The following is a 20,019-nucleotide window of genomic DNA, read 5'->3' as shown; positions in this document are numbered from 1 at the left end:
CGGGTCTATACGCCCAGCGCCTTGCGGTTGAACGTCCGCAGGAAGCGCAGCGACAACGTCCGCACATTCGCGACGTTGAGCAGCCAGGCCGCAGCGGCGTAAGCAACCCCACCCGCGGAGCTGACGACCATCAACGCCACGATACCGGTACCGCCGACCTGCGTCCGCGCAACGAGGATAGCGCCCGCCATCGCCGCAGCCGAAGCCGCAACGCCGGCGAGGCGGTTGACGTCGAACGGCACGGGATGGGCGCGGCGCATCAGGGCGACGGCGACGACGAAGCCGAGCGCTTCGGTGGCGAGCGTGGCGAGCGCCGCGCCGTAAAGGCCGTAGCCCGCGACCAGCGCGAACATCAGTGCCACGCTCAAAACGAGCGTGAGGAACGACTGCGCCGCCAGCATGAACGGCCGCTCGGCGAGCTGGAAGCTGATCTGCACATAGAATTGATTGGCGATGCCGAAGAAGCGCGCGAGCACCAGCGTCGGCAACAGCGCCGATACGCCGGCGCGAAAATCGACGCCGACGAGCGTGCCCGCGACCTGGTCGGCCGCGAGCGCGAGCCAGACGGCGACGGGTGCGACGACGACGAGCAGCAACTCAAGGCTCTCGCTCAGCCGCTCCCGCGTCGTCTCGCTGTTTTTCTCCGACAGCGACCGGAACACCAGCGGCACGGTCGCAGCGGCGACGCTGGAGGCGATCATGACCATGAACTGGCGCGGCAGATCGGCGGCGACGCCGAAAATGCCGGCGGCGTCCTTGCCGAGCAGATAAGCGACGATGAGCCGGTCACAGGCCGAATAGACCGCAACGGACAATCCGGCCAGCGTCAGCGGCAGGCCGTAGCGCGCCAGCTGCATGAACTGGCTGCGCTCGAAGCGCGCGATCTTGGTGCGGTCGCCGACGAGATTGAGAATGATGCCGGTGAGCGAGCCCAGGCCGAACGCGGCGAGCAGTCCCAATCCACCCCAGCCGAGCCAGATGCCGAGCAGGCCAAAGCCGACGCTCGACACGCTGCGGACGATCGAGATCGCCGCGAACCTGTAGGGGCGCAGTTTGGCGCGTTCGAATTCCTGGCCGACATCGACAGCATTGGCCATGATCGCGACGAACATGCTGGCGAGCAGCAGCTCGACGCTGAGGTCGCTGCGGAACAGAATGACCAGCGGCGTGGTGGCGCAGAGGACCGCGGCCGTCAGCCCGAAGGCGACCATCGCCGTGCCGCGAAAATCCACCTCCGCCGACATCGCCTGATAGCGGGACACCGACAGCTTGATCCAGGCGAAGAAGATCGCGCCCAATATGCCGGCGAGGCTGATGCCGACGACATAGACGCCGTACTCGGCCGGCGTCAGCAGCCGCGTGTAGGCCGTGACCGCGAAGAAACCCACCGCTGCGGGCAGGATGTAGGCGACGAGATAAATCGAGAAATGGCGGTTCAGCATGCGAGCACAGGACCGGCAACGGTGTTGCGATGGTGACGGCCGTTAATCAATGACCTTGGCGGGGCGAACGAACTGCGCCGCAGCATCTCTCAAGAGTGTCACATAAGTCTGCAGATCGGGCGGCGAATGAGGCTGAGAGGCCGCTTTCGCGCGTTAGCGTTAAATTTGCCCTTTCCCTGGGGCGGTTCGAGCGATCACGACACGAAACCCTGATCCAGACTGGAACAGCGATGCAGCGCCACGCGCGTTGCGCACCGGACATCCGCAAAGGTTAACCCAACGACAGGAAACCCCGGCGTCGCAAGGCGCCGCTTGGTACGATGGCGCGTTGGTTCCAAAAGGAACGTCCCACCGTGACCAGGCTCGACAGACGCGAATTTCTCCTTGGCGGCGCCGCAGCACTCGCGGTGGGGGCAGCGGCGTCCGCCGCGCCGGCATCAAAACTCGCGCAGCGCCGTCCGGGCTTTGGCGCTGCTGCGACGCTCTGGGACCTGCAAGCAGATCCCAGGCTCGGCGAAGCCATCAGTACCTATTGCACCCAGGTGGTGCCGGTGCTCGAGCTGAAATGGCCGATGCTGCGGCCGAACGCGCACACGTTCAACTTCGAGCGCGCCGACGCGATCCTGGATTTCGCCAGGGAGAACGATCTGACAATGCGCGGTCACGCGCTCGCCTGGTATCACGACATTCCGGACTGGACCAAGCAGATCAAGGATTCCAAGGGCGTCGAGCGCGCCTATGTCGACCACATCGGCACCGTCGTGTCCTATTACAAGGACAAGCTGACGTCGTGGGACGTCGTCAACGAGCCGATCCCGGACAATCCGAAGAAGATCACCGACCGGCGCGACACGTTCTGGACGCAGCATCTGGGCAACCGCTGGATTCCGCTGGCCTTCCGCACGGCGGCCGCGGCCGATCCCTTCGTCAAGCTCGCGATCAATGAATATGACATCGAGTCGGCGAAGGACTCGTTCATTGCCAAGCGCGCGGCGTACCGCAACCTGATCATGGACCTGCTCGACCAGGGCGTGCCGCTGCACGCTGTGGGCCTGCAATCGCATCTGCACGCCGAGCTCGAGATCGACACGCATGGGCTCGCCGAGTTCGTCACCGAGCTGCGTTCCTGGGGCCTCGAGGTGCTCGTCACCGAGCTCGATGTCGACGACCAGAAACTGACGGGCAATCCGGCAGAGCGCGACGCCATCGTCGCCAAGCGCGTCGACGATCTCCTGACCGCGATCTCGACCAGCGGGCCGGTGCGCTCGATCCTGACCTGGGGCCTCTCGGATCGCTATAGCTGGATCAACGGCACCTTCGCCCGCGCGGACAAGCAGCCGAACCGCCCCTTGCCGCTTGACGGCGAGTTCAAGCCGAAGCCGTTCATGGACGTCATCAGCAAGTTCACGAGGGACGCCTGAGACGCGGCCTTAGCGCGTCTTCGCCGGCACTTCGAATTCGGCCGCATCACCCATATCTTCAGGAGACAGGCTCGGGCTGCGTCGATCCCGCGAGCTAAGGCGGAACACGTCGCGGATGTCGTCGATCGAGGTCGACGAATAGGACTGGATGCAGAGCGCGACCTGTTCGGGCGAGGCCGCGCGCATCATCGCTTCGATGGCCGGACGGTCGAGGGGCGTCTCATCCCAATGCGAGACGGCGATGCTGTCCTCGGTGACCCGATGGGTGGCCAGATGCGCCGGAGAGTTCGCGACGAAATGGCCGTACATCAGATACTCCGAGAACTTCTTCTTCCGGCACAACGCCAGAACCCAGTTCAATCCCGTTGCCGACTTGATGGCGTCGGTCATCGCGCGCGCGGTGTCCTTGTCCCAGACCAGCGCGTTGCCGACATAGTCATCGGCGGGGAAGGACCGGTCCTTGATGCCGAGCAACTGATCGACTGTGCGCAGCCACAGCCCATGCAACGGGTGGTCAGCGCCGATGTCCTTCGGGGTGACGAACAGCGGCGTCTTCTCTCCGCCGGCATATTGGCCGGCGTCGAATTCGCGGAAGAACAGATTGTCCGAATCCAGGATGCAGACGCGCTGCTCGGATGCGTTGAGCACGCCGGCGATTTTCAGGATCTGCTGGATGTGCCAGCCATGCACCGGCGACGACAGCAGCGACAGCCAGACCCGGCGCTTGCTGAGGAACTGAAGCGAGGGCGGCAGCGCCCAGAGCCATTTCGGCAGATAATTCGAGGCCGGAACGATGACGCGCTTGTCGGATGCAAACGGCGCGAACAGCGGCACGTCCTCATCGTTAACGAGAACATAATGCCGCGTGTATCCCGAGAGCCAGGTGTCGATGCTCTCGCTGAGCAGCGAAAAGCGTTCGATATCCTTGGCGTAGCTGGCGGTCAGCAGGGCAACGGAATGCATGGAGCGCGCTCGAATGGCCATCAAGCCGCACTCATAGCCGCACCGCGAGATGCTGGAAACTCACAAACGGAATCAAGGTAAAACGAAACGAAGCATTAGCCATCCGACGGCAGCCCCTGCTCGATGCCGCGAAAACGCAGTGGCGCCAGCGCGGCGGCGCGCTGCCACCAGTCGGCGACGCGGTCGTCGAGCGCGGTCACGCCGCGACCCTGGCCGGGGAAGATCCTGATCTGCTGCACCGCCTCGGCCTCGAACCCCCTGCCCTTGCGCGTGATCTTGAGGGCGGCGCCCTCGCGGTCGCGCTGCGTCAGCGGCGCCAGGAGGCGGCCGCGCGGGCGGAGCGACTGAAGCCAGAGCGGATGCGGGTGCGGGAAGCCGGCATGCACGATGATCACGTCGGCCGGCTCGCCGATCTCCTCACATCCATCGCCATGCACGACCTCGACATTGCGATAGGGGCGAAGGTAGTTCGCGGCACGCGCCGCAAGCCGCCCGTCGCATTCGATTGCATGCACCCTGCCCCTGGGCCCCACGATCTTCGACAACACCGCCGAAAAATAGCCGAGACCGCAGCCGATCTGGACCACGCGGTCCTTCTCCCCGACGTCGAGCAGATCGATGAAGTGCGCCCACAGGCTCGGCAGCCCGGTGTCGAGCCTGCGGCGCGCATCGATCGCGACCAGCACATTGTCGTAGAGATGAACGGGATCGGGATCCGGCGTCAGCCGGTAGCTGCGCGCCGCCTCGCTCTTGATGCGCCAGGGTCCCTTCGCCAGAAAATCCTCGCGCGGGATGGCGGCGAGCGCTTCGAGCAGGCGTGGCGAGGCGATCCGCTCTCGCTTCGCGATCAACTCGACGTAGCGCGCACGCGCGGCGGCAAGATCGCTCATTTCATCGCATCGGCCTGTTCAAGGACGGGCACGTCTCCGCCGAGCTCGCTGAGGAGCTGCATCGCCTGCTTCAGGTCCGGGGTATAAAAGCCCTCGCTGAACTTGCCGACGATCGGCAAAAGCAGGAGGCTTGCGTGCTCGCGCTTGCCGGCTTGGTGCGACAGGCGCGCAAGGCTGACGGCGGTCCGAAGCTCCCATGACAGCGCGCCCTGCTTGCGCGCGGTCTCCAGCGACAGGGCGAACAGGTCCTCCGCCTCCTGCACCGATGCCGGATCACCGTCCGACATCGTGATCTCGCCCTGCAGGCGATAGACCTCGGCGAGATAGGAGTGATCGCCGGTCCGTCTCGCGGTCGCGAGCGCGCCGTCCAGCGCGCGCAAGGCGGCATCGCGCATCCCGACCTTGGCATAGGCTTCCGCAAGGAGGCAGCGGAACCAGCAGCCGGCGAGCCAGGAATCCATCGCCTCGTATTCGTCGAGGCCGAGGCGCATCTGGCTGAGACCTTCGTCGGCGTCGCCGAGCTGGGCCAGCGCCCAGCCGCGCAGGATCGCCGCCTGCTGCTTCCAATGCAGGAAATTGTGCTCGGTGGCGATGATCATGGCGCGGTTGGCGTGGTCGCGCGTGCCCTCGACGTCGCGCAAATGCTGGCACAGATAGGCGCCGAACACGAGCGCGAAGGCGAGCGTGAAGGGATGGCGGATCTTCTCGGCATTCGCGATCGCCTGCTCGCTGTGCTGGCGCGCCGCGTCGGGCCGGCCGAGGAACCAGAGGAGATAGCCGAGATAGGACAGCGAAACGACGCCGGGATCGGTGCCGTGCCGCTCCATCAGATCGGAGTGCAGATCAGGACTGTAGAGGTTGATGCAGCGGTGCAGATGGTGCTGGGAAGCGGCAAAACGGCCGCGATAGAGCATCGTCATCGCGATCGAGCGGTGCGCCTCGATCAGATAGCCGGTCTGCTGTGCCGGCTGGGTGCGCTCGTTCAGCCGCTCGCGCTTGGCGAACTTCAACAGCTCGACGCTGAGATCGTGCGCGCGGCTGAGATCGGCACGGATGAAATGGCAGACCCAGAGCCCGCGCGTGGCGGCGAAGGCCTTCTCGTCGTCGTCGAGCTGCTGACCGAGCTCGAGCGCGCGGATGTAGTTCTCCTCGACCTCCTGCACAGCGTAGCCCTTGGCGGCAATCAATGCGTTGCCGAGCGCGATGCGCAGCTCCAGCTCCATCTCGTCGGCGCCCTGCATGCGCGCATTGGCCTGCACGACGCTCAAGCCCCGGCGCAAATGCCCGATCGCCTCCAGATTGGCGCCGCTCTTGGCCGCCTGCTTGCCGGCCTTGAGCCAGAAGCTGGCGGCGCCCTCGCTCTGGCCGGATTCGGTGAGGTGATGGGCCAGCAGCTCCGGTTCGCGCTCGGTCTTCTCCGGATACATCTCGGCGAGCACCTGCGCGATCCGCGAATGCAGCTTGCGCCGCTCGCTGTGCAGCAGGCTGTCGTGCGCGGCGTTCTGGATCATCACGTGCTTGAAGGAGTAGAGCGCGCCGGGCGGATGGCCGCGGCGCATGATCAACCCGGCCTCCTCCAGATGATTGAGCGCGGCCTCGATCTGCTCCGCCGGCGTGTTGGCGACCGCGTGCAGCGTCGCGTAGGAGAACTCGCGACCGATGGTGGCGCCGATCTGCGCGATTCGCTTGAACGGCCCCATCCGGTCCAGCCGCGCCATCAGCGAGTCGGTGAGGGTCGCCGGGATCGCGAGCTGCCGCCATGGACCCGACAGCACGTAGCGCCCGTGCCGCTCGGTCAGGAGGTTGGATTCGAGAACGGTCTTGGTCAGCTCTTCCAGGAACAGAGGCACGCCGTCGGTCTTGACGATGATCTCCTCGACCACCTCCTTGGGAAGCTCGCGGCCCGCGACGCGCTCGACCAGCGTCGTGCGCAGCTGCCGGCTCAGGCGGTTCAGCACCAGCGTGGTGATGTGCGAATGCGCGTTCCAGCTCGGCTGGAATTCGGAGCGCGCGGTGATGATGACAAGGACCGGCTGGTTCTGCACCCGGGCGACGAGGAGGTCGATCACCTCGCGGGAGGTCGGGTCGATCCAGTGCAGATCCTCAAGCGCGATCACCAGCGGCATGTCGCGCGCAAGGCCGAGGAAATGATTGACCAGCGCCGCGACGGTCGCATCCTTCTGCTGCTGCGGCGACAGGTCGAGCGGCGGATAGCGGTCTCCGGTCGGGATCGACAGCAGCGCGGCAAACAGCGGCGTGACCTGCTCGATGTCGCCATGGGCGGCCGCGATCGCGGTCTCCAGACCCGCCAGCGAGGTCGCGGATGGATCCTCGCGGTCGAGGCCGAGCGAGAATTTGAGCTGCTCGGAGAATGGATAGAACGCCGTGGAGGTGTAATAGGGCGAGCACTGGAACGAGACGTGTCCATGGCGGTCGCCCGCGATCCGGTCGAAGATCTCCTGGATGATGCGCGACTTGCCGATGCCGGGCTCGCCGAACTTCACCACGACCTGGCCGTCGCCGTCCTTGACCTGCTGCCAGCGTCCCATCAGCAGCGCGATCTCCTCCTCGCGGTTGACGAGCGGTGTCAACCGCCCGCCCATGGCAGCGGCGAAGCGGGTCTCCGCTCGCGAGGCGCGCACCACGTGCCAGGCCTGCGTCTTCTCCGAGATGCCTTTCAGCGCATGGACGCCGAGATTGCGGTAGTCGAACTTGCCCTTCAGCAGCGACTGTGTCGAGGACGAGATCACGACGCCGTTGGGTGGCGCCAGACCTTGCAGGCGAGCGGCGAGGTTGACGGTTTCTCCGACCGCGGAATCGCGCTCCTCGGTGCCCTGGCCAACGAGGTCGCCGACCACGACGAGGCCGGTTGCGATCCCGATGCGGACGGCGGGGGCGTGGCTCAGCGCACCGCGCGGCTCGATCGCGCGCGCAGTCGACAGCACCCGCACGATCTCGAGCCCGGCGCGCACCGATCGCTCGGCATCGTCCTCATGCGCGGTCGGATAGCCGAAATAGACAAGGATACCGTCGCCGACGAAGCGCGCGGCAAACCCTTCGTAATGCTTCACCACCCGGACGCAGGTCTCGCGAAAGCTCGCGATCATGTCGCGCACGTCTTCCGGATCGAACTGCACCGACAGCGAGGTGGAATCCACCATGTCGCAGAACATGGTGGTGAGCTGACGCCGTTCGGCACCGACTTCCGCCCGGACTTGCGGGCGCGCCGCCGCATCGGGCTTCTCTGCGGTCTCAGCCTGGAATAGCGCCGACATCGCGCGCCGAAGCCGCTTGCGATCGCCGAGCGGCAATCCGAGCTCGACCAGGTCGGATTCCGTCAGGTCCCCCATCACATCGAGATCGAGGCGGTGCTGCGCGAAGAGATCGGTGTAATGTCCAAGACCGACGCCTTCGAGCCAGCGCTTCAACCCGCCTTCAGTCCCCGTAACAGGCTCATTCTCCAGCATGGTGATTCTGCCCGACCTTCACTCCGTCGAAGGGCTTTAGGCCCCTCAACCACAGATTTTGGGGCCCGAACTTCACCTCAGACTGGACGCGCTCCCTAAGTCTTGGGAAGAATAGCTCAATCAGATCAAAAGGGAATGGCATTGTCCCACATTGCATCCGTGGCGGGAGAGGATTCGGACAGCGCAGGCGCCGAAACCAGGACGTTTGCCGATATCGGCGGCCTTCTCGACTTTTATGCGCGCAAGACGCCGTCGGCACCGGCTCTCCTCGCGCCGGGCCGGCCGGCCCTCACCTACGGCAAGCTGGGTGAGTTGGTCCAGCAACTGGTCCGCACCCTGCGGGGGCTCGGCATTGCGCCTGCCGACCGGATCGCCGTTGCGCTGCCGCGCGGCGCCGACAGCGCGCTGGCGCTGATCGCGGTCGCCTCGGCCGGCGCCTGCGTCCCGGTCAATCCCGATCTGACGGCCGACGAGCTGCAACGCTATTTCAGCGAATTGAAGCTGACCGCGCTCGTCACCCGGGCCGACATGAATTCACCAAGTCGTGACGTTGCCAAGGCGCTCGATATCGCGGTGATCGATTTCGTGCCGGGGCCGAACGACAATCTCGGCGGCTGCGCGTTCATCGGCCCGGCAGTCGGGCCCGCCAGCACGAGCGGCGCCTCGCGCGGCGACGATGACGCCTTCATCCTGTTGACGTCGGGCACGGCGGCGCGGCCGAAAATGGTGCCGCTGACGCAGCGCAATGTGTGCCTGTCCGCATACAATGCCGGCCGCGTGCTGTCGCTCGCAGCCCACGATCGCCTGCTCAATGCCCTGCCGCTGTTTCACGCCCATGGTCTGATCTCCGGCCTGCTGACGGCACTTGCCGCGGGCTCCAGCGTGATCTGCACCAACGGTTTCGACGCATTGTCCTTCTTCGGCTGGATGCGGGAGCTGCGACCGACCTGGTACACGGCGGTGCCGACCATCCATCGCGCGCTGCTGACGGCGGCCGAGGCCGACCCGGACCGCGCCCGCTCGTCGTCGCTGCGCGTGATCCGCTCGGCCTCATCCTCGCTCGCGCCCGCGATCCTGAACGGGCTGGAGGCGATGTTCGGCGTTCCCGTGCTCGAGACCTACGGCATGACGGAAGCGGCCTCGCAGATCTCCGCCAATCCGTTCGAGCTGCGCAAGGTCGGATCGGTCGGCCGCGCTGCGGGCCCCGAGATCGCGATCATGGACGGGGCGGGCCGCACGCTTGCGAGCGGCGAGCATGGCGAGATCATGCTGCGCGGGCCGAACATGAGCCGCGGCTATTATAATGACGAGGCCGCGACACGGACCGCCTTCCGCAACGGCTGGTTCCGGACCGGCGACCTCGGCTATCTCGACGCCGACGGCTATCTCTTCATCGTCGGCCGCATCAAGGACGTCATCAACCGCGGCGGGCAGAAGATCTCGCCCCTGGAGGTCGAAGAGGTCCTGCTGAGCCATCCGGCGGTGCTGGAGGCCGGCGTGTTCGCCGTCCCGCACCAGAAGCTCGGCGAAAACGTCGCCGCCGTCGTGGTGCTGCGCCCGAATTCCGAAGCAACTCCGGACCAGCTTCGGCAGTTCGCGCGCAAACGTCTTGCGGCCTACAAGGTGCCGAGCCTGATCCGCGGCGTGGCCGCACTGCCGAAAGGCGCGAGCGGCAAGGTCAAGCGCAACGCGCTGGCCGATCTGATCGCAACCGCGGAGCATGGCGTCGAAGCGCAATTGCCGCGCAACGCGCTGGAGACCCAGCTCGCGGGGATCTGGGCCGGTCTGTTGGAGCTGCCGCAGGTCGGCATCGACCAGGATGTCTTCGCGCTCGGCGCAGACTCGCTCGCGGCGACGCAGATGCGCTCGCGCTTGCGCGAACGCTTCAATGTCGACTTCTCCTTCGAGGATATCTTTGATTGCGCCACGGTCTCAGCGCTTGCGGCCCGGATCGAGACCGCCACAACCCATCGCGAGACGATGGTGCCCGCATGGCGCCAGGCGGCTGCGGCAGACGCGCCGCTGTCGTTCCAGCAGCAGCGGATGTATGTGCTCTCGCGGCTCGATCCGACCCGCTACAATTACAACGTCGTCGAAGTCGCCGTTCTCAAGGGCCTGGTCGACGTCGCCGCGCTTTCTGCGAGCCTCGCCTCGATCTGCGCGCGCCACGAGGCGCTGCGCTCGGTCTTCACCGAACGCGAGGGCGAGCCGGCGCAGCGGGTGCTGCAATCACCTCCGCGATTCGAGCGGATCAAGCTCAAGCCCTGCGCCGCGGACAAGCAGGGCGCAATCATCCGGCGCGAGGCGCTCGTGCTCGCGCAATATCCGTTCGATCTCGCGCGCGAGCCGCCGCTGAAGGTCACCCTGCTGTCGTTCGACAAATCCAGCCACGCGCTGGTGGTCAACGTCCATCACCTCGTCACCGACGGCTGGTCGCAACGGCTGTTCTGGGAGGAGCTTGCCGCCCACTATGCCGCTGCGCGCAAGGCAAGCGCGGTGACGTTGCCCTCGCCCGCCTTCCAGTATCGCGACTTTGCGCTATGGCAGCAGAGCTGGGCTCGGACGCCGGCGGCGAAGGAGCAGCTCGATTACTGGCGGACCCAGCTCGACGGTGTCACCACACTGCCGCTGCGGACCGACCGGCCACGCCCGGAGGTCTGGAGCGGTCACGGCGCCCGTCACTATCTCGAATTCTCCAAGGCACTGTCGGCCGATCTGCGCGCGCTGAGCCAGGACCAGGGCGTCACGCCTTTCATGACGCTGCTCGCGGCTTTCCAGTGCCTGTTGTTCCGCCACACCGGACACGAGGATGTCGCGACGGGATCGCTGATCGCCAACCGCAACCAGATCGAGAGCGAGCGACTGATCGGGCTGTTCGCCAACACCCTGATCCTGCGCAACGATTTCGGCGGCGATCCGGGTTTTGGCGAAATGTTGCGGCGGGTGCGGCAGGTCACGCTGGATGCCTACCGCAACCAGGACCTCCCGATCGAGGAAGTGCTGCGCGCGCTGCAGATCGCGCGCCGGAGCGACGGCAACCCGCTGTTCCGGATCATGTTCATTCTCCAGAACGCCTCGATCGAGGCGGCGCGTTTCCCCGGCCTGTCGACGCGGCGGCTGGAGGTCGACCCGAAAGTCGCGCGCTTCGACATCACGCTCGAACTGGTCGAGGCCGACGGCCGCTTCACGGGCTTCTTCGAATACGCCACCGATCTGTTCGACGCTGCGACCATCGAAGGCATGGCCGCTCAATTCAAGACCCTGCTCAAGGCCGTGATCACCAATCCGGAGCAGCGCATCTCGCGCCTGCCGCTCCTGACGGAGGCCGAACGCCGGCAGTTGCTGGCGAAAGGCCAGGGCGTGGTGGCCAATTTCACCACGCGCGGCAATCTTTGCGAACGCCTCGAGCGCCAGGCGAAGAAGACACCAAACGCGATCGCCGTCTCCGACGGCCGCACCTCCCTGACTTATCGGGAGCTCGCCCGCCGCAGCCAGGCGGCCGCACGCTGGCTCGCGCGCGAAGGTGTTGGCGCCGAGAGCGTTGTCGCCTTGCTTGCAGATCGCGGGCCCGACCTGCTCGCCGCGATGATCGCCGCGCAGCGCGTGGGCGCAGCCTTCCTCAATCTCGATCCCGACCAGCCGCCGGCGCGGCTTGCGACCATCCTCGGATCGAGCTGCGCCCGCATGCTGCTGACCGGGCGCGCCCAGTCGGCCATGGTCGAGGCGCTGCTCGAGCCGCTGGTCGAGCGCATCCATGTCGCCGAGCTCGAGGACGCGATCGCACCCGGATCGACCAGGCCGGCCCGCGCGGCGCGGCGCGCGGCCGCGAGCCTCGCCTATCTCATCTACACATCCGGCTCCTCCGGCGCGCCGAAGGGCGTCATGATCGAGCAGCGCGGGCTGTCGAACCATCTGCCGTCGCTCATTTCCGAGCTCGGCCTTACGGCCAGGGACGTGATCGCCCAGACTGCGCCGCAGAGCTTTGTCATCTCGGTCTGGCAGTTCCTTGCCGGTCCCATGGTCGGCGCGCGCGTCCATGTCTGCGACAACGCAATCGTGCAGGACCCGATCCTGCTCGCGCGGGAGATCGAGCGTGAAGGGATCAGCGTGCTCGAGATCGTCCCGTCGCTACTGCGGGTGATCCTCGACCGCATGGACGACGCGCAAGTCCAGCGCGCCTTTGCGGGATTGAGGCTCCTGATCTCGACCGGCGAGCCGCTGCCGGTCGATCTCTGCCGCAGCTGGTTCGCCCGCTGCCCGAAGGTGTCGCTGATCAACGCCTATGGCGCATCAGAATGTTCCGACGACGTCTCGCTGCATCGCCTGACCAAAGCGCCGGCGGCGGCGACGAGCAACGTCCCGGTCGGCGCGCCGCTGCCCAACACCCAGCTCCATGTGCTCGATCAAAACCTCCAGCCGCTGCCGGTCGGCGTGATCGGAGAGCTTTGCATCGGCGGCGCCGGCGTCGGCCGCGGCTACATCAACGATCCCGCGCAGAGCCGGCAGCGCTTCCTGCCCGATCCGTTCTCGCGCCAGGAAGGCGCGCGGCTGTACCGGACCGGCGACCTCGCACGCCGCCGCGCCGACGGCACCATCGAATGCCTCGGCCGCGCCGACCATCAGGTCAAGGTCCGGGGCTACCGTATCGAGCTCAAGGAGATCGAGAACGCGCTTGCCGACCATCCTGCGGTGCGCGCCGGAATCGTCGAGCCGCGCCGCGAGGCGAGCGGCGATGTCAGGCTGATCGCCCATATCGTCGCAAGGGCCGGCAGCCAGAGCAGCGCCAGCGCGCTGCGCGACTTCCTGAAGAGCCGGTTGCCGGGCCATGCCATCCCGTCCGCATTCCTGTTCCTGGACCAGATACCGCTCAATGCCCATGGCAAGATCGACCGGTCGGCGCTGCTGGCGCCCGCGCAGCAGGACATCTCCCCACCGGACGCCGCCGTGCCGGCGCGGCACTTCACCGAAAAAGTGCTCTCGGACATCTGGGTCGACCTGCTGAAGGTCGAGAGCCTCGGCGTGACCGATAATTTCTTCGATCTCGGCGGCCATTCGCTGCTGGCGGGCCAGGCGATGGCGCGCGTCGCCCGTGCGCTCGGCGTGTCCTTACCGATCAAGACCATCTTCGAGGCTCCGACGATCGAAGAACTCGCCCGGCGGGTTGACGAGGCCGTGGCAGCAAAGCCGCGCAAGCCGGCAACAGGCATGTTGCGGCCTGCTGAAAGCGGGCTCCCAACGCTCTCGATCGCACAGGACCAGATGATGCGGATCGAGCAGAACCTGCCGGGCCTGCCGCTGTTCAACCTGCCCTTTGCCTTCCGCCTCCAGGGCCCGCTCGATCCGACCACCCTCGCGCAGGCGTTCGGCGACATCGTGCGCCGCCACGAATCACTGCGGACCGGGTTCGGCCGGAGCGGCGAAGAGCCCGTCAGCCGCATCGCGACACCCGGTGAACTCGGACCGGCCCTCACGATCGAGGTCATCGGCGACGGACGTCCCCACGACAACAAGCGGCGCAAAGCCCTCGAACTCAGGAAGATCGATCTCCTGATCGAGCAGGAGACCTACGCCCCGTTCGACACTGCGCGGCCGCCGCTGTTGCGGGCGCGGCTGTTGCGGCTCCATGCCGACGATCATGTGCTGCTGCTGACGCTGCATCATGCCATTGCCGACGGCTGGTCGATCGGCGTGCTGTTCGAGGAGCTGTCCAACCGCTATGCGGCGCTGGCCGGACGTCCGTCCGTGCCGCTGCCGAAATTGCCGCTCGCCTTTTCGGACGTCGCCCGCTGGCAGCGCTGGTGGTGCGGCACCGACGCCGCCCGCCGCCAGGCCGCCGACTGGACGGAGAATCTGCGCGGCGCGGCCCCCGTCTTCGACGGCGAAGCAAGCCCCGGCGCGTCCACCGGGCATCACCCCGTCAGCCTCGAGCGCGAGCTGATCGGCCGGCTCACGGCGTTCGCCGGCCGGCATAACAGCACGCTGTTCATGTGCCTTCTCACCGGCCTGAAAGCCCTGTTGCTGGCGCAGAGCGGCCGCAGCGACATTTCGGTCGCCACCGCCATGGCCAATCGCGCCCAGCCGGATACCGACCGGGTCGTCGGTCCGTTCGAGAACACGGTGATCGTCCGTACCCGAATCACGCCGGAGCTGTCGTTCGCGCAAGCCCTGGCCCGGGTACGCCAGAGCGTGCTCGACGCGCATGCGCGCCAGGAGCTGCCGTTCAACATCCTTGCCGACCATCTGGAGCAGGAGGGGATCGAACCGGCCTCGCTGCTGCAGGTCTATTTCACCCTGCAAAATCCGCTGCGCCAGCCGCTCGATCTGGCTGACGTCACGATCGAATCGATCGGCAACGTCGCGCGCGAAGGCCAGCCGGTGCTGCCGATCGACCAGACCTGGCTGTCGCTGATGCTCAAGGAGCGCCCCACCGGAATCACCGGCTCATGCAATTACAAGGGCGAGCTGCTTGATGGCCGCAGGGTCCGTGAGTGGATGGCGAATCTCGTCGCGCTGCTGGATGCGGCCGTCGCCCACCCCAACACGCCGCTCGGCCGATTACTCGCTCGCAGGGCGGCATGACCGGCTGTACGGGACGGGAGAACACAGGTTCACTCGCCAAAGCTGTGAATGACCAAGTTGCATCTTGATTATTTGGCGCCAGCGCGCAAGATTATTCCCTCGATTTGATTTGGACGATTATTTTCAACCGGGGGAGTATGTTATGGGTTTCATCAAATTTACCAAGGGTACCTCGTTGAGCGACAAGGACCGCAAGGCCCTGCAAAAGCTGCTGGGCGCCGAGAAGAAGAAGCTCCAGTCCGCGCTCAAGGATGTCGACGCCAGCCTTTCGATGCTGGGCGGAGCGAAGAAAGCCAAGAAGAAGAAGAAGTAAGGATCGTCGGCCGGGACGCCGCACGAATCCTCAGGCTTCATTTTCCGGATATGGGCCGCTCGCTTGTCGAGTTGGGGTCTCGCACAAGCTTGCGCCTGTAAACCGGCCTGCAAATCGACAAGAAATTGCCCGGGTGGACCGTTAGAAGCGGTCCGCTCAGTTGATTCTTGCTCAGTTGATTCTTCCGTCAGGGCCGGAGACTTGGCCTCCGCCTGACGCCATGGGCCTTATTGATGGCAGACGACAGAATTGAACTGTTTGTCGGACTGATCGAGACCATTGACGCTCCGGGCGCAGTCGATGCGTGCCGGCGCCTGCTCTCGGTCGACGAACGGATCCGCGCCGATCGCTTCATGTTCGAGCGGCATCGGCGGCAGTATATCTTCGCGCACGCGATGCTGCGCCTGGCGCTGTCGCAGGCCGCGCCGGACGTCGCACCCACCGATTGGTCCTTCGGGGCCGGTCGCTACGGGCGGCCGTTTGTCGCGGCGCCCGCGACCTCGACCGCGCTGCATTTCAGCCTGTCCCATGCCGATGGCTGCGTTGCCTGCGTCGTGTCCGGGCATGAGACCGTCGGCGTCGACGTCGAAACCGTGTCACGGCGTGTCGCGCCCCTGTCCACTGCGCTTCGCTTCTTTGCGCCGGAGGAGGTCGAAACGTTGCGCGGACTGCCGGAGCCCGCCGCGATCGAGCGCTTTTTCGACTATTGGACGCTCAAGGAGGCCTATCTGAAGGCAAGGGGGTTTGGGCTCAATCTGCCGCTCGACGCTTTCGCGATGCAGGTGTCCCGGGAGGCCATCGAGATCAGCTTCAAGCCCGATATCGCCGACGATCCGCATGCATGGCGCTTCTCGCTGTGCTCGCCGTCGCCCTCGCATCGCCTCGCGATCGCCGACGGCTCCCGCGCGGACGGCGGCCTTCCCATCACCCGCAATTCCTGGCCGTTCCAGGAAGCGGCTGAATGACGCCCCCGCGGCTGCGCGTCTTTCCCGCGATCTCGCGCAACCGCGATCCCAAGAAATATGTCGGCGAGCTGATGCGGGTGGCACAGTTCGCCGACCGTAACGGCTTCGAAGGCATCCTGCTGTTCGAAGGCAACGACGTGTTCGTCGAGCCCTGGGCGATGGCCCAACACATCATGGGTGAGACCGCGCGAAGCTCGCCGCTGATCGCGGTCAATCCGGTCTACATGCACCCGTTCACCGCGGCAAAATTCGTCTCGTCCTTTGCGCAGCTCCACGGCCGCAAGGTCTATCTCAACATGATCACGGGGACCGCGGTCAGCGATTTGCAGGGGCTGGGCGACGAGCAGTCGCATGCCGACCGCTACGTCCGGCTCGGCGAATTCGTCGCGCTGATGCGCCAATTGCTGGAAAGCCCTCGCCCGGTGAATTTCGAGGGCCGGTTCTACCGCGCGAGCAATCTGCAACTTCGCCCGCGCCTGCCGGCGGAGCTGATGCCGGAATTCCTGGTCGCGGGCCAGTCGGAGGCCGCGCAGCGCGTGGCGAAGGAGACCGGCTGCATCAAGATGCAGATGCTGCCGCCCGATCTCGATCGCGGCCTCGATGCGCCCGGAATGAACTTTGGCATCTTCGCCCGCGAGGGACGCGACGAGGCACGGCAGGCGGCAACGGCGCGTTTCCGTGACAATGCCGATGACCGCGAGCTGCTCGCGCTCACCGTGGAGAACAGCGATTCCGTGTGGAAGCGGCGGCTGTATGAAGGCCAGAGCGGCGAGCTCGCTGACAATGGCTACTGGCTGCTGCCGTACCTCACCTTCCAGGCCGACTGCCCCTATCTCGTCGGCAACTACATCGAGATCGGCGCAAAGCTGAAGGATTTTGCGGCGAAGGGCCTGACCACGATCATGCTCGACATGGTCGCCGACGAGGCCGAGATGCAGCACGTCCGCAAGGCGCTCGCGGCGAGCGGGATGTTCTAGGACGTCACGCCGAGCGGACTGAGCCGTGCCAACGGCTCGCTGCCCTCCGGCCGTCGCAAAAGCTGCATGACATGACGCTTCAGGCGTACGAACTCGGGTTCGGTCACGAGATCGTGGCTGCGTGGCCGCGCGAAAGGCAGCACGACATCCTCGATCACCCGGCCGGGTCTTGCGCTCATCACGACGATACGATCGGCGAGGAACAATGCCTCGTCGATGTCGTGGGTGACGAAGACGGTTGTGGTCGGGATCTTGCTCCAGATGTCGAGCAGGACCTCCTGCATCATGCCGCGCGTCTGCGCGTCGAGCGCGCTGAAGGGCTCGTCCATCAGCAGCACCCGCGGCTGGTTGATCAGGACCCTCGCAATTTCCACGCGCTGCTGCATACCGCCCGACAATTGCGTCGGATAGAACGCCTCGAAGCCGGAAAGGCCGACCAGCTTCAGGATCGCGTCGGCGGCGCGGTCGCGCTCCCTCCTCGCGAGACCCCGCATCTTCGGGCCGAAGGCGACATTGTCACGCACCCGCTTCCAGGGAAACAGCGTGTGCTGCTGAAACACCATGCCCCGGTCCGGGCTCGGACTCTGGACCTGCTGGCCGTCGACCGTGAGACGTCCAGCCGTGATCGGCAAATGCCCGGCCAGCGCGCCGAGCAGCGTGGATTTGCCGCAGCCGGAGGGACCGAGGACGCAGACGAGCTCGCCCGGCGCAATCGCGACATCGAGACCGCTGACCGCTTCGAATGCATCACCGCCCGCTCCGAGCGAGATCGAGACATCGGCGAAGTCGATCCGACCGACGCTCTTCGTGCCGATATCCGCGACCCGAATGTTCATCGCGCCACCTTCGGGCTCCGCCAGGGCATCAGAAGCCGCCCGGCCGTCGTCAGCAGCCAGCTGGATCCCATGCCGAGCAGACCGATGATCAGCATGCCGACGATGATGTCGGCGTAGTTCTGGAGCGTGTAGGCTTCCCAGGTGTAATAGCCGATGCCGAACTGGCCTGAGATCATCTCCGCGGTGACGAGGCAGAACCACGAGGTGCCCATGCCGATTGCAAGCCCGGTGACGATGCTGGGCGCGGCGTCCGGCAGCACGACCTCCCTCAGGATCGCCAACTCCCCCGCGCCGAGGCTGCGGGCGGAGGCAACCAGCCGGCGGTCGACATTCGCGACACCGTGGACGGTGTTCAGCACGATCGGAAACAAGGCACCGATGAAGGTGATGTAGATCATCGAGAGTTCGGACGACGGAAAGATCAGGATCGACAGCGGTATCCATGCCACCGCCGGTATCGGCCGCAGCAATTCCAGCGGCGGCAGCAAAAGATCGCTCGCGGCGCGTGACCGGCCGATGGCAAAACCAAGGATCACGCCGATCACGACCGCCGCCCCGTAGCCCGCGAACACCCGCCAGAGGCTACTGGTGATATGTGCCGTCAATTTCGGCGAACGAAACAGGGCGAGCGCGGATTGAACGACCTCGACCGGCGGCGGCACGTTGCGGAAGGTCACGATCCCCAGATTGAGATGCGTGGTCGAAGCGACCTGCCAAAGGGCAATGCAGGCCAGGATCGAAAGGCCGCGGACCATCCAGCGGATGCCCGCAGGCCGCGCCTTGATAGCGGTGGCCATCGCCTCACCGGCTCGCGACGAGGGACTCGCGCGCGGCCGCGAAGTCGAGCACCGCGCCACCGTTCTTCTTCGACCAGCCCTCGGCCGCCTGCTTGAGCAGGAACGCGCTCAGCTCGCCCTTGGATGACCGCACGAACCAGGCCTGGTTTGCGAACAGCTTGATGCCGCTCTCGCGATCCTGAGCGTAGACGACGCGGATGGTCTTGCCGTCCTTCTCGAGGCCGGCGAGCGCCTTCAGCGCGTTCTCGGGCGAGGCATAGTGGCGTACATGAGCCTCGTCCTTGACCCAGATCTGCGCGACGCGGCTGTAGTCGTTGATCTCGGCGCCCGTCGCAGCGTCCTTGGCGCGAAGCGGAAGCTGCGCATAGTTCTTCAGTTCGGAGTCGTAATCGCGCCCCGCCTGCGCCGCCGCGATACGGATGAACTTGTCGGTGACGAACTGGTTGATATCGAGATCGCTGTCCGCGCGCTTGAGCAGCTTCAGCGTCTTGATCGAGGTTGCGACCGCCTGGCGGTACTCCGGCTTCCAGGTCACATCGCGGGTCTGGAGACCGAGCGGTCCGTGAAAGAGGTAATCGACCTCCGCCTCGATGCCGGTCACCTTCGCGATCAGCTCGCTGTACTTCTCCGGCTCTTCAGCGATCAGGCGATCCGCTTCCAGCGCTGCGCGCAGATAGGCGACGACGATCTCGGGATATTTCTCGGCGTATTCCGCGTCGACCAACCCACCGTGGAATGTCGGGGCATTGGCCTGCGCGCCGTCAAAGATCTTGCGCGCGAAGCCGCGCCACGGAAACAGTTCGGCGAACGGAACGAAGTCGGCATGCGCCTCGACCTTGCCTGCCTGCAAGGCCGGCCCCGCAACCTCCGGCGCCTGCGTGATGATGTTGACGTCGGTCTCGGGATTCCAGCCCTTGGCCTCGATCGCGCGGAGCAGCATGCCGTGCGAGGTCGAGGCGAAGGGAACCGAGATGGTCTTGCCTTTGAGCTCATCGAGCGATTGCACCGGCGAGCTCGACGGCACCACGATGCCGTTGCCGCTGCCCTTGGTGCTGCCGGACAGCACGCTGATGAAGAGGCTGCGGCGTCCGGCCTTCTGGAACGCCACGCCGTTCAGCGAGCCCGGAAAGTCAGCCATCGCGCCGAAATCGAGCTTGCCTGCGACCATCTCGTTGGTGAGCGGCGCGCCGCTCGTAAAATTCTTCCACTGGATGTCGTAGGTGACATCCTTGTACTTGCCATCATGGGGCAAAAATTTCTCAAGCAGCTTGAGCTCGCGGATGAGCAGTCCGCCGGTCGCGCAATTGATCGTCGTGTCCTGCGTCCCGACCGCCACACGGATCGTCTCCGCCTGGGCCGGCGCGAACAT

12 protein-coding genes are annotated in these 20,019 nt (G+C 65.7%); 5 read left to right on the top strand and 7 right to left on the bottom strand.

The window, feature by feature from the left end:
• Nucleotides 1-5 precede the first annotated feature (5 nt).
• On the bottom strand, nt 6-1,442 hold the full coding sequence (locus AB7535_RS01410; protein WP_085403250.1) for a lipopolysaccharide biosynthesis protein: 1,437 nt from the start codon (nt 1,440-1,442) through the stop codon (nt 6-8).
• Nucleotides 1,443-1,795: 353 nt separating this feature from the next.
• On the opposite strand from AB7535_RS01410, the gene AB7535_RS01405 reads away from it, so the two are divergent.
• Nucleotides 1,796-2,863, top strand: coding sequence for an endo-1,4-beta-xylanase (locus tag AB7535_RS01405; protein WP_085403322.1), 1,068 nt, complete (start codon nt 1,796-1,798; stop codon nt 2,861-2,863).
• 9 nt (nt 2,864-2,872) lie between these two features.
• On the opposite strand, the gene AB7535_RS01400 is transcribed toward AB7535_RS01405, so the two are convergent.
• From AB7535_RS01400 to AB7535_RS01390, 3 genes are all read right to left on the bottom strand, one after another.
• Nucleotides 2,873-3,826 carry a DUF6492 family protein gene (locus tag AB7535_RS01400; protein ID WP_085403321.1) on the bottom strand — a complete coding sequence of 318 codons (954 nt, stop codon included), beginning with the start codon at nt 3,824-3,826 and terminating at the stop codon, nt 2,873-2,875.
• A 95-nt stretch (nt 3,827-3,921) separates the two neighbouring features.
• Complete coding sequence (locus tag AB7535_RS01395) at nt 3,922-4,716, bottom strand: protein-L-isoaspartate O-methyltransferase family protein (protein WP_085403249.1); 795 nt, start codon at nt 4,714-4,716, stop codon at nt 3,922-3,924.
• A complete protein-coding gene (locus AB7535_RS01390) occupies nt 4,713-8,183 on the bottom strand; it encodes an ATP-binding protein (protein ID WP_085403248.1) in 3,471 nt (1,156 codons plus the stop codon). The genes AB7535_RS01395 and AB7535_RS01390 overlap by 4 nt, the downstream gene beginning before the upstream one ends.
• Nucleotides 8,184-8,318: 135 nt before the next feature.
• On the opposite strand from AB7535_RS01390, the gene AB7535_RS01385 reads away from it, so the two are divergent.
• From AB7535_RS01385 to AB7535_RS01370, 4 genes are all read left to right on the top strand, one after another.
• Nucleotides 8,319-14,762: an amino acid adenylation domain-containing protein gene (locus tag AB7535_RS01385; RefSeq protein ID WP_354079376.1), complete on the top strand. Its 6,444-nt coding sequence runs from the start codon at nt 8,319-8,321 to the stop codon at nt 14,760-14,762.
• Nucleotides 14,763-14,904: 142 nt separating this feature from the next.
• Nucleotides 14,905-15,075: a hypothetical protein gene (locus AB7535_RS01380; RefSeq protein WP_014497648.1), complete on the top strand. Its 171-nt coding sequence runs from the start codon at nt 14,905-14,907 to the stop codon at nt 15,073-15,075.
• A gap of 233 nt (nt 15,076-15,308) precedes the next feature.
• On the top strand, nt 15,309-16,040 hold the full coding sequence (locus AB7535_RS01375) for a 4'-phosphopantetheinyl transferase family protein (protein ID WP_085403246.1): 732 nt from the start codon (nt 15,309-15,311) through the stop codon (nt 16,038-16,040).
• Nucleotides 16,037-17,017, top strand: a complete 981-nt coding sequence (locus AB7535_RS01370) for an LLM class flavin-dependent oxidoreductase (protein ID WP_085403245.1) — start codon at nt 16,037-16,039, stop codon at nt 17,015-17,017. The genes AB7535_RS01375 and AB7535_RS01370 overlap by 4 nt, the downstream gene beginning before the upstream one ends.
• On the opposite strand, the gene AB7535_RS01365 is transcribed toward AB7535_RS01370, so the two are convergent.
• Genes AB7535_RS01365 through AB7535_RS01355 form a run of 3 tightly spaced genes read right to left on the bottom strand, consistent with a single transcriptional unit; the run spans nt 17,014 to nt 20,019 of the window.
• Nucleotides 17,014-17,853 carry an ABC transporter ATP-binding protein gene (locus tag AB7535_RS01365; protein WP_085403244.1) on the bottom strand — a complete coding sequence of 280 codons (840 nt, stop codon included), beginning with the start codon at nt 17,851-17,853 and terminating at the stop codon, nt 17,014-17,016. The genes AB7535_RS01370 and AB7535_RS01365 overlap by 4 nt on opposite strands.
• The gene (locus AB7535_RS01360) at nt 17,850-18,650 is read right to left on the bottom strand and encodes an ABC transporter permease (RefSeq protein WP_085403243.1); all 801 of its coding nucleotides are present in this window, start codon (nt 18,648-18,650) and stop codon (nt 17,850-17,852) included. Before AB7535_RS01360 ends, AB7535_RS01365 begins: the two co-directional genes overlap by 4 nt.
• 4 nt (nt 18,651-18,654) lie before the next feature.
• A complete protein-coding gene (locus AB7535_RS01355; protein WP_094184296.1) occupies nt 18,655-20,019 on the bottom strand; it encodes an ABC transporter substrate-binding protein in 1,365 nt (454 codons plus the stop codon).

This window comes from Bradyrhizobium sp. 956_D2_N1_4, assembly GCF_052076025.1.
In the GTDB taxonomy this organism is placed as follows: domain Bacteria; phylum Pseudomonadota; class Alphaproteobacteria; order Rhizobiales; family Xanthobacteraceae; genus Bradyrhizobium; species Bradyrhizobium barranii.
Note: the sequence above shows the minus strand (reverse complement) of the source record. Positions and strands in the feature narration are given on the sequence as shown.

Coding starts and splice junctions, on each gene's coding strand:
- AB7535_RS01410 (WP_085403250.1), bottom strand. CDS start 1,442: ATGCTGAACCGCCATTTCTCGATTTATCTCGTCGCCTACATCCTGCCC.
- AB7535_RS01400 (WP_085403321.1), bottom strand. CDS start 3,826: ATGCATTCCGTTGCCCTGCTGACCGCCAGCTACGCCAAGGATATCGAA.
- AB7535_RS01395 (WP_085403249.1), bottom strand. CDS start 4,716: ATGAGCGATCTTGCCGCCGCGCGTGCGCGCTACGTCGAGTTGATCGCG.
- AB7535_RS01390 (WP_085403248.1), bottom strand. CDS start 8,183: ATGCTGGAGAATGAGCCTGTTACGGGGACTGAAGGCGGGTTGAAGCGC.
- AB7535_RS01385 (WP_354079376.1), top strand. CDS start 8,319: ATGGCATTGTCCCACATTGCATCCGTGGCGGGAGAGGATTCGGACAGC.
- AB7535_RS01380 (WP_014497648.1), top strand. CDS start 14,905: ATGGGTTTCATCAAATTTACCAAGGGTACCTCGTTGAGCGACAAGGAC.
- AB7535_RS01375 (WP_085403246.1), top strand. CDS start 15,309: ATGGCAGACGACAGAATTGAACTGTTTGTCGGACTGATCGAGACCATT.
- AB7535_RS01370 (WP_085403245.1), top strand. CDS start 16,037: ATGACGCCCCCGCGGCTGCGCGTCTTTCCCGCGATCTCGCGCAACCGC.
- AB7535_RS01365 (WP_085403244.1), bottom strand. CDS start 17,853: ATGAACATTCGGGTCGCGGATATCGGCACGAAGAGCGTCGGTCGGATC.
- AB7535_RS01360 (WP_085403243.1), bottom strand. CDS start 18,650: ATGGCCACCGCTATCAAGGCGCGGCCTGCGGGCATCCGCTGGATGGTC.
- AB7535_RS01355 (WP_094184296.1), bottom strand. CDS start 20,019: ATGTTCGCGCCGGCCCAGGCGGAGACGATCCGTGTGGCGGTCGGGACG.